General features: G+C 49.4%; 11 protein-coding genes. 5 read left to right on the plus strand and 6 right to left on the minus strand.

Annotation, left to right across the window (positions count from 1 at the left end):
- The first annotated feature begins 40 nt into the window (after positions 1 to 40).
- The 4 genes from EFA69_RS04600 (at position 41) to EFA69_RS04615 (ending at position 7,089) form a co-directional block, all read left to right on the plus strand.
- Positions 41 to 1,837 (plus strand): acyl-CoA dehydrogenase family protein, encoded by a 1,797-nt coding sequence (locus tag EFA69_RS04600; RefSeq protein ID WP_123131903.1) that lies wholly within the window; start codon positions 41 to 43, stop codon positions 1,835 to 1,837.
- A 259-nt stretch (positions 1,838 to 2,096) separates the two neighbouring features.
- Complete coding sequence (locus EFA69_RS04605; RefSeq protein WP_123131904.1) at positions 2,097 to 5,186, plus strand: SusC/RagA family TonB-linked outer membrane protein; 3,090 nt, start codon at positions 2,097 to 2,099, stop codon at positions 5,184 to 5,186.
- Positions 5,187 to 5,190: 4 nt separating this feature from the next.
- Positions 5,191 to 6,618 carry a SusD/RagB family nutrient-binding outer membrane lipoprotein gene (locus EFA69_RS04610; RefSeq protein WP_183906694.1) on the plus strand — a complete coding sequence of 476 codons (1,428 nt, stop codon included), beginning with the start codon at positions 5,191 to 5,193 and terminating at the stop codon, positions 6,616 to 6,618.
- A gap of 15 nt (positions 6,619 to 6,633) precedes the next feature.
- On the plus strand, positions 6,634 to 7,089 hold the full coding sequence (locus tag EFA69_RS04615; protein WP_148041263.1) for a hypothetical protein: 456 nt from the start codon (positions 6,634 to 6,636) through the stop codon (positions 7,087 to 7,089).
- A 98-nt stretch (positions 7,090 to 7,187) separates the two neighbouring features.
- Here the strand turns inward: EFA69_RS04615 and EFA69_RS04620 are convergent, their stop codons facing one another.
- Together EFA69_RS04620 and EFA69_RS04625 are read right to left on the minus strand one after the other, a co-directional pair.
- Entirely contained in the window at positions 7,188 to 7,784 is a 597-nt protein-coding gene (locus tag EFA69_RS04620; RefSeq protein WP_123131907.1) for an LURP-one-related/scramblase family protein, read from the minus strand.
- A gap of 175 nt (positions 7,785 to 7,959) precedes the next feature.
- Entirely contained in the window at positions 7,960 to 9,354 is a 1,395-nt protein-coding gene (locus tag EFA69_RS04625) for a hypothetical protein (protein WP_148041264.1), read from the minus strand.
- Positions 9,355 to 9,853: 499 nt separating this feature from the next.
- On the opposite strand from EFA69_RS04625, the gene EFA69_RS04630 reads away from it, so the two are divergent.
- A complete protein-coding gene (locus EFA69_RS04630; RefSeq protein ID WP_123131909.1) occupies positions 9,854 to 10,084 on the plus strand; it encodes a hypothetical protein in 231 nt (76 codons plus the stop codon).
- Positions 10,085 to 10,120: 36 nt separating this feature from the next.
- On the opposite strand, the gene recG is transcribed toward EFA69_RS04630, so the two are convergent.
- From recG to EFA69_RS04650, 4 genes are all read right to left on the minus strand, one after another.
- Complete coding sequence (recG, locus tag EFA69_RS04635; protein WP_123131910.1) at positions 10,121 to 12,217, minus strand: ATP-dependent DNA helicase RecG; 2,097 nt, start codon at positions 12,215 to 12,217, stop codon at positions 10,121 to 10,123.
- A gap of 190 nt (positions 12,218 to 12,407) precedes the next feature.
- Positions 12,408 to 12,815, minus strand: a complete 408-nt coding sequence (uraH, locus tag EFA69_RS04640; protein WP_123131911.1) for a hydroxyisourate hydrolase — start codon at positions 12,813 to 12,815, stop codon at positions 12,408 to 12,410.
- Positions 12,816 to 12,880: 65 nt separating this feature from the next.
- On the minus strand, positions 12,881 to 13,450 hold the full coding sequence (locus EFA69_RS04645; protein ID WP_123131912.1) for a Crp/Fnr family transcriptional regulator: 570 nt from the start codon (positions 13,448 to 13,450) through the stop codon (positions 12,881 to 12,883).
- A 114-nt stretch (positions 13,451 to 13,564) separates the two neighbouring features.
- Positions 13,565 to 14,884 (minus strand): metallophosphoesterase, encoded by a 1,320-nt coding sequence (locus tag EFA69_RS04650; protein WP_123131913.1) that lies wholly within the window; start codon positions 14,882 to 14,884, stop codon positions 13,565 to 13,567.
- Between the last annotated feature and the right edge of the window lie 34 nt (positions 14,885 to 14,918).

Here is a 14,918-nt window from a genome sequence, read left to right on the forward strand (position 1 = left end):
GTCCTGTATCTTATGTCTAAACGGATAAAGTAGTAATACAATGGCAAATACAGAATCAGCATCTAGAACACTAAAAGGCGGTGAGTTTATCATCAAAGAAACGAACGCCGCAGATGTCTTCACCCCAGAAGATTTTTCTGAGGAGCAACGCATGATGGCCGAGACGGCCCAGCAATTTGTACAAACAGAAGTGTACCCGGTGGTAGAGCGGCTGGATAACCATGAGGAGGGCCTTATGGAAAGCCTCATGAAGAAAGCCGGTGACTTAGGTTTGTTCGGGGTGGCTATTCCGGAGGAATACGGCGGGCTGAGCATGGACTTCAACTCGTCTTTGCTCGTGACCGAATCGGTGGGATCTGGGCACTCGTTCCCGGTGGCGTTTGCGGCCCACACGGGTATTGGAACACTGCCTATCCTGTACTTTGGTACGGAGGAGCAGAAGGCCAAGTACATCCCTAAACTAGCCTCCGGCGAATGGTCAGCGTCTTATTGTTTGACTGAACCCGGTTCTGGGTCTGATGCGTTGGCGGCCAAAACCAAAGCGGTTCTGGACGAAGCCGGTGAAAACTACATCCTGAACGGTCAGAAGATGTGGATCACCAACGCGGGCTTTGCCGATGTGTTTATTGTGTTCGCGCAGGTAGACGGCGACAAATTCACGGGTTTCATTGTGGAGAAAGGCTATGAAGGCCTGAGTCTGGGCAACGAAGAGCACAAGATGGGAATCAAAGGTTCTTCCACCCGCCAGGTGTTCCTCACCGACTGCAAAGTGCCCAAAGAGAACGTGCTGGGCCAGATTGGCAAAGGTCACTTGATCGCGTTCAACATCCTGAACATTGGCCGTATCAAATTAGCGGCCGCCTGTTTGGGTGCATGTAAATCTGTGGCAGACCTGTCAGTGAAATATGCCAACGAGCGCATCCAGTTCAAGATCCCGATCTCCAAGTTTGGCGCCATCCGTCATAAATTGGCGGAGCAAGCTATCCGGATCTTCGCGGTGGAATCTGCGCTGTACCGTGCCGGCAATGACATCCACCTGAAAGAGCAGGAGTTGTTGGCCGCTGGCAAGAGCTATAATGAAGCGGTGTTGGAAGCCGCCCGCGAATTTGCCGTAGAGGCCGCCATCCTGAAAGTAGATGGTTCTGAGGTGTTGGACTACGTGGTAGACGAAGGCGTGCAAATCTACGGGGGCTACGGCTTCTCGGCAGATTATCCCATGGACCGCGCGTACCGCGATGCTCGTATCAACCGCATCTTTGAAGGTACCAATGAGATCAACCGCATGCTCATTGTGGACATGGTCCTGAAGAAAGCCATGAAAGGTGAGCTGGATCTGATGGGCCCTGCCGCCGCTGTGCAGCAGGAACTGATGGCCATTCCAGATTTTGGGGATGAAGATACCAGCCTATTTGCCTACGAGAAGAAGGCCGTTGAGAAATTCAAGAAAGCCGTGTTGCTCACCGCTGGTACCGCCGTGCAGAAATTCATGATGACCCTTGACAAAGAGCAGGAAGTCTTGATGTACATCGCAGATATGGCTATCCAAACCTACATTGCCGAGTCTACCTTGCTGCGCGTGGAGAAACTGGTAACCCGCAACGGAGAAGAAGCCCACGCCCGTCAATTAGACATGGCCCGCGTAGTCATCAACGACGCCGCTGACCGCATCAATAAAGCCGGAAAAGAAGCCATTGCGGCTATGTCTGAGCCTGGTGACGAGCAGAAACTGTTGCTCATTGGTCTGAAACGCTTCACCAAACTGGAGCCATTCAACACCAAAGAAGCTCGCAGACGCATCGCCGCCGAGATGATCAAAGCAAACGAGTTCGTATACTAAGTTTTGCGTTTAGAGCCCGTTTTTCCTAAAACAGGCTAAAACAAGAGCGGCCCGCTGGTACAGCGGGCCGCTCTTGTTTTAGCCTGTTTATTAATTAGGTATTTACAGAACCAGATGAATTTGCAAAAGGAGGAATAAATTTAATAAATAAAAAAATGCAACAAGAAAATTAAGATAATGCTGAAATACTCTTCTTCGTAGCTGCTTTGGTTATATTATTTGTAATTACTTTTGCCGAAGATTAACACATACAAAAACTATGATGAAATATTTATTCGTTTTGTGCATGCTCATAGGGGGCTTTCACTCCTATGCTCAAAGCAGGATCACAGGGCGGGTTACTTCCGGAAATTCCAAGGAAGGACTCGCGGGAGTGACCGTGCTGGAAAAGGGTAACCCTACTAATGGGGTATCTACAGGAGTAGATGGTGATTTTACTATTTCTGTAGCCGGGCCTAACTCGGTACTGGTTTTCTCTTTTATAGGGTACATAACCAGAGAAGTGACGGTAGGCAATCAACAGAATATCAACGTAGGGCTAAATGAAGATGCCCGCGCACTAGAGGAAGTAGTGGTTACAGCCTTCGGGGTGGAGCAGGAGCGAAAGTCCTTGAGCTATGCCGTACAGCAGGTAGACAGTAAACTGATTCAGGAGACCAACCAACCCAATGCATTGAACGCACTCCGTGGCAGAGTTGCGGGTGTTAGCATCCAAAGTGCCGGTGGTGCTCCCGGAGCTGGTGCCACCATTGTAATACGTGGTATCAACTCGCTTAACCCTAGTGCCAACAACCAGCCGCTCTTTGTGGTAGATGGAATTCCAATCAGTAACGAAACAAACTTAACCGGCGGACGCGGTGGCGATACCTTCTCAAACACCAACCGTTTCGCAGACATCAACCCAGATGACATTGCCTCTATCTCAGTACTGAAAGGCCCGGCCGCTTCGGCACTCTATGGCTTAAGAGCTTCCAACGGTGCGGTGATCATCACCACCAAATCTGGGCAGGCGGGTAAGACAACGTTTAACTTCCGTACTTCGGCAAGTATTGATGAGGTGTATCGTACGCCACCCATGCAAGATAGATATGGCAGGGGTTCAAACGGCGTTTACATTCCCACCGAATACCGCGCTGATGGCCCACCTATTCCGGCTGGGGAGCCCGTATATGATCAATGGGATCAGGTGTTCAACACTGGGCACCAGTTCCAGAACAATTTCTCCTTTTCTGGAGGAACTGAGCAGGCAACATTCTATGGCTCAGTTGGTCGTTTAGACCAAACTGGGGTCGTGCCTAATTCTGAATTTGACCGTACCACCGTTAAAATCGTGGGTTCTCTTAAAACGTCTGAACGGTTAAAAATAGATGGATCTGCTAATTTCATCAACTCAAATGGGACAAATCCGCGCAGTGGGACAGGTGGTTCTGGAGTTATATCTTACGCTTCGCGTTATGCCCCAGATGTAAACATGCTGAATTATCTAAACCCAGATGGAACTCAGATACGCTATGCTACGCAGCTAGATAACCCCTTATTCTTTGCTGAAAACGCTTATCAAGATGAATCCTTAAACCGCATCATCGGGAATATGGGGCTCAACTACAAACTCTCGGATTGGCTTTCTGTAGACTATAGAGCAGGTATAGATTACTACAGCAACCAGCGCCGTATTGTTACCCGCCCTACCGTTTTGATAGCTGCAACCAGCCGGGGGAGTATCTCTGAGCAGACGCTTACTTACCAAGAGATCAACAGCAACTTGTTGATTACTGGAGAGCGGCAGCTTAATGAGAATTTCGGTCTTACAGTTTCTTTGGGTAACCAAGTAACTATGATCAACAGCACAGATGTAACAGGGTCTGGCACCAACTTCATTTTACCTGATTTCAACAGTGTGAATAACTTGGGGCAATACACAGTCCGGTCGTTCCCTACGGAGCGCAACATCATTGGTGCCTTTGGAGACGCTAAACTGAACTACAAAGAGACAGTGTTTTTAAACGTAACAGGCCGGAATGACTGGTCCTCTACGTTGCCAGTGAAGAACAGATCCTTCTTCTATCCATCCGTTAGCTTGGCATATATCTTCAGTGAGACATTGGGCCTTTCTCAGAACCGCTTCTTTAACTATGGAAAAGTCCGTGCTTCTTATGCAGAGGTAGGGAAAGATGCCGCACCTTATTTATTAGGGAATTACTATAGTACACAAGCTCCATTCCTGGGTGTGGCTGGTATTAGAAGAAGTGAAACTATTGGCTCTGAGAGCCTGCGTCCTGAGCGTACCAAAGGGTATGAATTTGGGGTAGAGTTAGCTTTCTTGGGGAATAGACTGAAAGTGGATGCTAACTACGCTATCCAGAATTCAGTAGATCAAATTGTACCCATTCCAACTAGTAGAGCAACCGGTTTTACCACCTATGTAACCAATGCCGGAGAAATCCAGAACCGGGTACTTGAGCTGGTATTGGATGCCTCTTTGGTTAAAACAAATGATTTTAGCTGGAACAGTATCTTTAACTTCACTCGTCTGCGTGGTGAGGTGTTGAGTATGCCAGAGGGAGTAGATGTGATCACTTTCCAACCGGAGTCTCCGTGGGTAAAACAGCGTATTCAAACCGGCGGACGCCCCGGTGACTGGTACGGTTGGGCACTAAGTAGAGTGGAAGATCCAGGGAATACGGCTAATGGTCGTCTGGTTATTGTGAACGGTTACCCAGACGTGAACAACAATTGGAGAGGTGCCGCATTGGCAGAAGATTCTTACATTGGTAACGCTTTTCCAGATTTTGAAGGAGGCTGGAACAACAGCTTTAACTACAAGAATTTCTCTTTCAGCTTCTTGTTTAACTTCCGCAAGGGAGGTTACGCTTTTGATATTAACCGCCGTATGCGCTATGGTTCTGCAGGAGGGGAAGCGCCTACCGGAGCAGAAACTGAACTTCGGAACCGCTTGGTTGTTTTTGATGGGGTAGTCAATACAGGTACTGTAGAGTCTCCGGTATGGGTTGAGAATACTACACCAGTAGTGCTTGATGTTCAGAACTTTTACAGCCAATCGTTCAGATATAGATTAGCAAAGGAGTTTAACGGCTTTCAGGAAGCTAGTGTCCTGCGCCTGCAGAACGTGAACATTAGCTATTCTTTACCTAAAACATGGTTAGCTAAAACCCCTTTCTCTAACGTGACGGCTTCTGTTACAGGTAATAACCTCTGGATGACTTCGCCTTTTGTAGGGTTTGACCCAGAGCAGAGTGCCTATGGACCAGGTAGCAACGTTTTTGGTTATGTAGGTACCAATATACCAGCTACTAGAAGTGTTTATTTTGGTCTGAATGTTACTTTTTAATCTCATGAAAAAGATATTATATAGTACCGCTATCACCTTCTCAGCTCTTTTTATGGGGAGCTGTGGAGATCTATTAGATGTAAACAATGACCCATCTAGGGTAGGAGGAGACGCCGCCACGCTGTCTACTTTACTGCCTTCCGCAGAGCGGTTTACTTCCACTACACAGTATGGTTCCGCTCAGTATGGGGCACAATACCCGCAGTATCTAGCAGGGCAGACCATTGGTCAGTTTTCGCCTTATGGCTTTGACCAGTTATGGCAACCTTTTTATACAGACGCTTTTCCTTCGCTACAGGACATCATCAATAGAGCTGAAGAGGCCGGGGCATACAATTACTCAGGTATTGCCAAAACATTACTGGCCCTGAATCTGATGACTGTAGCTGACATTTACGGTGATGCGCCTTACTCACAGGCTAACCAGGGAACAGCTAACCTGTACCCCTGCTATGATAAGATGGAAGACCTGTACCGGGTGCATATCATTAACCTGTTAGATGAGGCTCTGGCAGACTTGGCGAAGCCTTTGCCTACAGTGCCTAGCTTACGGGCTGTGCAGAATGATTTGATCTATGGTGGTGATCTTGCGAAATGGACCAAAGCTGCCAAGGCCATCAGAGCCAGGTACTTCCTGCACCTGAGTGAGAAAGATCCTGCTGCTCTGGCTACTGCTGCCCAAGAGGCCGCAGCCTCTTTTGGTTCTTTCTCTGAAGACCTCCAGTTGGTGTACGAACAGCAGAACCCTAATCCATGGTTTGGGTTCTTAGGTAATGCCACCAACAAACCTATGCAGCCAAGTTCTTACATAGTAGACCTGATGAGTGGCCGCGGGGGAAGATTTCAGGGGGTATCTGATCCGCGGCTTCCTGTATACATGACCCGTACTTCCGCTACCCAAACAGATGTAGGGCTAACTCCTGGGAGAATCGTAGGGGACCAAACAAACGTAAATGTAAACATGACCCCTACATCTTGGCATACGCGTGCAGTGGCTCCTATTCAGTTCATTACTTATGCTGAGATGCAGTTTATCATTGCTGAGGCTCTGTTCAATACCAACCGCGCCGAATCCCATGCCGCTTACCGCAGAGGCATTGAGGCAAGCATGACCAAAGTAGGCGTCCCGGTTGCTGAGATCTCTGCTTATATGAATAATCCAGCAGTGGCGCTTACTCCGGCTACGTTAACCCTGCAGGACATCATGCTGCAAAAGTATCTTGCCCTGTTCCTGCAGATTGAAACCTGGACTGATATGCGCCGCTACCAGTATGACCAGAATGTTTACCCACGATTAGAAAAGCCGGTTATCAACCAGTTGCCAGGGAACCCTTGGGTGCAACGCTCTAACTTGGCAGATGAGGAGCCAGGCGTGAATACCTGCTTACCTACAGGTGTTACCCAGACCAGTGTCCTTTGGTTGTTTCAATAATTCAGACGTATCATCATGAAGAAGATAATAAACCTTTTCCTATTGCCTTTACTGGCAATCGCTTTCACATTCAGTTCCTGTGATGAAGACCCCACGGATGATCTAAAGGAGATCATCAAAGAGGATTTAGGCTATGTGCCTAAAATTGCCACGTTCCGATTGGTAACCCCAGCGGCCACGGCGGTACAGCCCGGAACCGATCTTTCCATGGATTTGCGGTTTTGGTCTGAGGGACAGATTAAGGATGTGCAGTTTTACATGGTTATGGGCACGCAAGAGACCAAGATAGGGGAGAGTCCCTACAAACCTGCCTACAGCAAAGTGACCCGTACTGATTCGTTGCTTTTCAACTACAAGGTTCCGGCCAACATCGCGCGTGGAAGTGCTTTCACTATTCAGGCGAGGGTAGCCAACCAAGGGCTTGAGCAATATCCGGCCAAGGCGAGCCTCAGTTTTACGGTTCCGCAGTAGTTCGAAAGTAGACAATGTTTAGAGCCCGTTTTTTCTAAAACAAGTCCAAAACAGAAAGCCCCGCACATAGCGGGGCTTTCTGTTTTTATGGGAGAAGGTTAGCCTCTGCGCCTTTCCAGCAGAATCATCATCATCAGACTCAAAACAATGCGTTCCTGCTCTCCGGCTTCAAAATCACTTTCCTGAGTTACGGTAAACTTTCTCCCAAAAAATGACTTCTGCTTTTGCAGCGTGGCAATATGGGTGCCGTCTGGACGGGTAACATGGTAACTGGGGTTGAAGAAGTATCCGGTTAGAATTCCTATGAGAGGAATCTCGCCCAACAGCGCGTCGGCAACTTTTACCCAGGCGTTTCCTTCCCGGATAGTAAAATCTTGTTGTTGGTTTTGGTCATAAACCTCATAATGCGCTTTCCAAAGAGAAGCCCAGCCTTTTCGGGCCACCCGCCCAATTTCAAGGCCAGTATTGTCTCTGAAGATATAGGCGGCAGAAAAGTCTATCCACTGGTTGGCTTTGATCGTGTAAAGTAGTTCAGACTGTGATTCACTACTGTAAACGTCTACCTCCTCTACAAATTTGAAGAGTTTTTGCCTAACATAACATACCGTAAAGCCATTGGCGTCTTTTACAGTAAAATCATTGGCGAGGGTGGTAACCTTGAATTGGAAATCTAAGGGGAAGTCAAGCGCTTGCATCTAGTATAGGTTTTTCAATATGTTTAAATGAATAAAATGTTCTGTGTAAGTAAGCTATTAGTGAAATTCGTTAGCCAGATATGGCAAAAAGGTTCCTAAAGGTTGATGTGTTCAATAAGCAGCCCATGATTGCGTTTAGGGGCTGTTTTTTTCAAAAACAGCCCCTAAACGCAATTTAGTTCTTGAAGGTAATCCGGCTCAACCGTAGCCCTGCCGATGCCTTGGATGGTCTGTTCACAGCGGTGATGGTACGCTCGTCCAGCCAAGTGGTGAAGTCTTTTACAAAGGCTACCTGTTTGTCATTGGCCACGTTCAAGCCCACGGCTTTAGGGGCTTCTGAGGCACCCGTAAGCAAGTGGATGGAGCGGGTGTAGAGATCAGTTTTGCCTTTGAGGGTTTCCAGGGTGAGCAATTGCAGGCGGTTGCCTACTAAGTGAGCACTGTAGGAAATCCCGGCGAATCCTTCTGAGGCAGGCGCCAACTGGTTTTTGAGGATCACTGAGTTCCAGGTGGGGTGCAGATACTCATCATAGGCAAACAGCAGAAGTTCCTTGGCATGGTAGTCGCTGTTCTCGCCGCCGTCTGTGTATTTCTTTTCAGTAATGACCAAGGTTTGCCCTTCATTGCTGATCAGGATGTCTGAGAGATAAATGTCCTCCAGGCGTTTGGCGTTAGTGGATTTAGTTACTTGCGCCATGAAATCGGGCGTGAACCTGAATTCATCCGCAAACCGCATTTTGCCGGCGGCATAATCAAACCGAACCATTTTAAGGCTGTAGTAGTCACCGGTCTTCTCCTCGGCCACCAGCACGGCCGCGTACAGGCTGCTGTCTTGGTGCAGTTTGAAATGCGTGTCCATCACGTACACTTTGGTGCTGTCAAACACGCCGCCCAGCATCACTTCCATCACCTTGATTTCATTGTCGCGGTTATTGTAGCGGCGCACGCTCAGGCGCATGGAGTTGCTGGTGAGAACGCTCACGAATTGGTTGCCGTGGTTGTCAATCTGTACCTGGGCGCTCACCTGGGGGCCAGCCCCGGCAAGATCATAGGATCTGTCTTTGATTTTAGCCAAGGAAGCATCATACACAGCGGCTCTGATAGACCGCAGTTCCTCATTTTGGGTGATGGAGTGATAGGTTACCAGCTTAGAACCATCTGCCGAGGTGGCTACCGCAAGTCGTCTGCTGCGGCTGGGAGCCTCCAGTAGTTTGGTTTGCTTCAGCTCTTTCCCCGTACTAACGTCAAACAACCGGCCGTAGAGGGCCTGGCTTCCCTGGTCTGCCTGTACTCTGTGGGTAATGAGCAAAGCGGTCTCCTTGTTCTGGGAGAATGCCTCTACAGTTTCCTGCCCAAACAACTTCACCGGGGTAGACCACGCCGCTTTCAGATCGGCTCCATAGCGTTCAACGGCATAGGTGTTGTCTGACTTTCTGCTCAGGATAACGAAATCTGTGGGGCTGACGGTGAACGCCTTCTTAGGAATACGCTGGTTGTACTGGTCGCCAGAAGATTCAGGAACATAGGTAAACGCGGCAGACTTGATCCGTTGCGCCTGAGTGGGGTTCATTTGCAGAAGCAAACCTGCCAGCAGGAGATAAAAAAAGAATGGGGAATTGAAACGCATAAAACCTGTCAAATTATTTCTGCAAATATACCGGTTAACAGCCAGTAGAGCCACATTTTATATTTTTCTGGGTAGCAGAGGAAAAGTGCAATGCAGATGTAATTAGCTAGTGATAAAAGAATTGTGAAATTAATTACTTAACTTTGCGACCGATTTTGAAATAGCCAAAATTGAATATATCCTTTACCTATTTAACATTGGAATATGTGATTACTCGCTTTTGCTGTGTGGAAAACTATTTCTTGACAGAAGGCTAACCCAGGGCCTATATGCCCGTACATTCTTAGGCTTATCGGAATAGTGATAAGACTCTGAAAGGAGAACGCCAAGTAAAGCAGTTTATGATTATTTAACAGAAACATAGTTTCTCGTTAATCATAAAGAAGAGTTAAAGTCCGTATTTTGTTTTATAACTTAATGAAACACAATTAATTAGTAGCTTATGAAATTTATTTTTAAGATGTTTGTTTTGGTGGGAATGATCTTGGTAGGAAAGTTTATGAAAGACGAACCAAGCAATGAAGTAGGGAAGAAAGGAGAGATTAAAACAAGCGAGACCTATTCTCTAAACGCTCAAGAAGCTACTCCGGTAACAAAACAGACAAATAACAGTACAACACCAACCACTAAAAAAGAAGATTCGGAAAAAACTTTTACATACGCCTTCAATTAATCCTCCCTCTTTTTAAGCAAAGACTCAGACTCAGGTCTAGCTGATCCGGCTCCAGTTCACGGTGTTATGGCTCAGCGACCGGATGTGCCGCAACAAGTTGGTATGCTCCGGAAGACTTAAGTCCGGGTCTTTTTCTATGATCTCAAGTGCCGCCGCCCGGCTCTCCTTCAGGATCTTGGCATCCTTGGCCAGATCAGCAATTAAAAGATCCAGTACGCCGCTTTGTTGGGTGCCCATTAAATCGCCAGGTCCGCGCAGCTTCAGGTCAATGTCAGCGATCTCAAAGCCGTTGTTGGTGCGTACCATGGTTTCAATGCGCGTTTTCCCCTCTTTGCTGAGTTTATACCCCGTCATTAAGACACAGTAGCTCTGGTCTGCGCCCCGGCCCACACGGCCCCGCAACTGGTGCAGCTGCGCCAACCCAAACCGCTCAGCATTCTCAATCACCATTACGCTGGCATTGGGCACATTCACACCCACCTCAATCACGGTAGTGGCTACCATAATATGGGTTTCATGCTTCAGGAAGCGCTGCATCTCAAAGTCTTTGTCCTGCGGCTTCATTTTGCCGTGTACCATGCTCACGCGGTACTCTGGGAAAGCGCGGGTCACGCTCTCGTAGCCGTCCATCAGGTCTTTGTACTCCAAGCCCTCAGATTCCTCAATAAGCGGATACACAATATACGCCTGCCTACCCAGTTTAAGTTGCTCCTTGATAAACCCGAACACCCGCAGGCGGTTGGCGTCATAGCGGTGCACCGTGATAATTTCTTTTCGGCCGGCGGGTAGCTCGTCAATTACTGAGACTTCCAGGTCGCCATACAACGTCATGGCCAGTGTGCGGGGGATAGGCGTGGCCGTCATGACCAGCACATGCGGAATGATGCGTGGGTTCTTCTGCCAGAGTTTAGAGCGCTGGGCCACACCAAAACGGTGCTGCTCGTCTACTATACACAAACCCAGGTTCTGGAACTGTACTTCGTCTTCTAAAAGCGCGTGCGTGCCTACAATCATCTGCATCTCGCCGCTGCGCAGCTGCTCGTGCAGCACCCGGCGCTCAGCTTTCTTGGTGGAACCGGTGAGTTTACCCAGTACAATGCCCAATTTATCGGCGTACTGTTTCAGGCCCTGATAATGTTGGTCGGCGAGGATTTCTGTGGGGGCCATGATGCAGGCTTGGGCGCCGTTGTCGGTGGCCAGGAGCATGGTCACGAAGGCTACAATGGTTTTGCCGCTGCCCACATCGCCCTGTAGCAAACGGTTCATCTGCTTGCCGCTCGTCACATCCTGGTAGATTTCGCGCACCACGCGCTTTTGGGCATTGGTGAGGTCAAAGGGCAGGTGGTTTTTATAGAACTCAGTGAGCGTGGGGGTCTTGCTGAAAATCTGACCGGCCAGTTCGGCTTTGCGTTTGGTGGCGGTGCGCAACAGCTTGAGCTGGGTGTAGAACAGTTCCTCAAACTTCAGCCGGAAGCGGGCAGCCGCCAGTGTGTCCCAGTTCTTGGGGAAGTGGATCTGCAGCATGGCCTCCCGTTTGGACACCATGCGGTACCGGTCCACCAACTCGGGCGTGAGGGTTTCAGAGAGGTGCGTGGGGGCCTGTTTGAGGAGCTCATACAGCATACGGCCAATGGTCTTGCTCTCTACGCGGTGGTTCTTGAGCTTCTCTGTGGTGTGGTAAACTGGCTGCAAAAACGTTTGTTCCTGCTTTATCTCTGAGGTTTCCTCCAGCTCAGGGTGCGCCATGTTGAACTTGCCGTTAAACAGGCTGGGCTTCCCGAAGGCGATGTACTCATGGTTCACCTTCAGCTGGGTGGTCATGAACTTCACGCCTTTGAACCAGACCAGTTCCATCTCGCCGGAGGCATCCCGAATAATGGCCGAGAGGCGCTGTTTCCGGCCTTCGCCCAAGAGATTCTTCTCCAGGATGCGGCCTTTGATCTGCACGTACTGCATGTCCTCGGTGAGTTCCGCAACCTGGTGGAACTGAGTGCGGTCCATGTACCGGAAGGGGTAGTGTTGGATGAGATCGCCGTAGGTGAAGATGCCCAGCTCAGTCTGCAGCAGGGTAGCCCGCTGCGGCCCAACGCCCTTGAGAAACTCTATTTTGGTATGGAAAAAGCCTGATGACACGTGGTGGAAGAAGCTTCGTGTTTAGCGGCTGTTTTTCCAGAATCTGCCCGAAAACAGCCGCGAAGCCGCCCTGTAAAATTACGCAAAAGATGGCAGGCCAACCAATTCCTGGTGGTATTCTGTTTTGGGCCTTTTTTCAGAAAAAGAGCCGCTAAACGCCTTTGGCTGGTACCAGTAATGGGTTTGTGCCTCAGTTACCCCGGTAGGTGCTGTATCCGTAGGGCGAGAGCGTGATGGGCACGTGGTAATGGTCCTTGTCCCTGATCTGGAAAACCACCTCAACAAACGGGTAGAAGCTCTCTTGCCGCTGCGCCTTAAAATAAGCGTCTACCAGAAACGTGAGCCTATAGATGCCTTTGCCCGCCTGCGGATACGGCAGGAAATCTTTGATGCGGCCGTTCTCATCGGTCACTTTGGTGTCTACCAAAGACCAGGTTTTGCGCTGCTCGTCCTGCTTTTCCAGCTTTACGGTAACGCCGGGGGCGGGTTTGCCGGTGGAAATGTCCAGAATGTGACTGGATAACTGGTGGGTTTGCGTTTGGCCATGCGCCATTGCACAGCATACGCTTAATAAGAGACTCAGGAATATCTTTTTCATGGGTTTGTTCTTTCTGCAAAATTACCGGAGGCCACCGCCAAAAGCATTGACCTGGGGCAACGTTTTCAGAGTTTAGCTTTTAAACGGCTGAGCGTGGAGGGGGAGAGGCCCAGGTAGGAGGCCGCCATCTTGTTGGAAACCCGCCGCAGGAAATCTGGTTGGTGCTGAATCACCCAGCGTATCTTCTCCAGCGCGTCAAACCCCTGAAAACCATAGATTCTTTTCTGGGCGGTGATAAAACCCAGTTCCAGTATCTGCCGGTAAATGAGCCCGAACTGCGGAATGGTGTCTACCAGTGTATAGAAGTCGGCTCTGGAAATTTGCAGAAGTTCTGATGCCTCAATGGTTTGCAGGTACTCAAAGGCGGGGCTGTGCTCAATGAAGCTTGGCAGCGCCGTCCCGAAGCCTCCTTCAAACGCGAAAAACCGGGAAGTTTCCAGCCCGTCTTTGTTGATGGTGTAGAGCCGCAGACAGCCTTTGTTCACAAAGTAGTAGTGCTGGCAAGTCTCTCCGTAGTGCAGCAGAATCTGGTTCCGTCTGGTTTTGCGTAGGGTGAAATGCGAGCAGATGAACTCTATGGAATCCTCAGTCAGTTGGGTTCTGTTTTTCAGGAAGGTCTTGAGCAGGGTGTGCATGGCGTTGGCAGGCCACGCTTCGGGCGGAGCCTACTCCCATAACCTTTCTGGGCCTAAGTTGTTTTTGGCCTGATTTTGAAAAAAGAGCCGCTAAACAGGAAAAGGAAAAGGTATTTACAGAAGCACGGGCTCTCCCAGATCATCGGTCTTGAATTCTTGCCGTTGGCGCACCAGAAGACCTTTGGTACGGCCTGTTTTCTTCCCGGTGCCGTGTTTCACATCAATCTTAATGACTTTGTCTTCATAGTCCAGCGTAACGTCTTCTACCACAGAATGCCCTATCACTATTTTGGAGGCTCCGTAGAAAGCCAGCGTCTGTTCCAGTTCCTGTTGGGTGGTTTTGTGCAGGTTGGCGTTCAGGGGATCATTGAACAGGAAAACTGTTTTATAGAGCAGGCCCAGGGAGAGGCTCCGGTCCCAATATGGGCTGTCATAGGAACCAAGTACCAGTTTTTCTTTAGGGCTGCCGGTTCCTTTCTGGTAAGGAGTGCCGTAGTGGTTTCTGGCTATCTGGTTCAGGTCAGCGAGCTGTAGCCGGGCCTGTATGTGTTTGGGCGTAAGGCCCGCGTGCACAAAGAGGTAAGGCCCTATTCGTTCTGCAATGTTCTTGGCTCTCAGCCACTGGCCCAGTTCTGAGGCAGGCGAGTATAAAAATTGGGCCGCGGAATCCCAGCGGGATGCTCCGCTGATCTGTTTGGCTACCTCGTGGTACTTATAATCGGCGTAGGAGTGGTCGCCGTAGAGTTTCATGATCTCATGGTTGCCCAGGATATAGTGCACCTTGCCCCCGTGCTGGGCGGCTTCGGCCTCCAGGTGGTAGATAAGCCAAAGTACCTGGGTTTCGTTGCTCCCACGGTCTACCATGTCTCCGTTCAGGACCAGGTGGCCCCGGCCGAAGGTCCAGTTGTAGTGCTGGTCCATGACTCCGTTACTGATCAGGAAGCTATAGAAGGCATCAAAGTTTCCCTCAATGTCTGAGATAGCCAGTAGGCGGTCCGGCAAAGGATAGGTGTCTGGTCCCGGGAGGTAAGGCTTTTTGATGAATACCTGAAACGAGTCTCTGTCTGGGTTAGCTGCCCGCACCGTAACCGGTTGGTTGGGATTGAATGCCGCTTTCTTCAGTTCATTCTGAGGAGAGACGTAAAATTGCTGTTCCCCGAAAATATAAGGGCCGTCTACGCCGTCTAGCTGGGTAGGCACCACTTTGTTCCTGGCAAATCCGAATTCCTCGCCATTGAACAAGGCATCTACCCCAGACCAGTGGAAGCGGTAAACGCCGCTCTTCTCGTCCATGAAACTCTGCCCCAAAAACAAAGTGGTAAGTACACCATAGGCCACTACAGCCAAAGCACCCCATTTCACGGTTTTCTTCAGGAGTTGCGCAAATCTTTTGGGTTGCTTGAGAGCTGCTTTCTTAGGGTTCTGGACTAACATGTGGTGCTAGAGCGTGAGAATAGAACCCCAAGAT

It is taken from the genome of Rufibacter immobilis, assembly GCF_003721565.1.
GTDB classification, from domain to species: Bacteria; Bacteroidota; Bacteroidia; order Cytophagales; family Hymenobacteraceae; genus Nibribacter; species Nibribacter immobilis.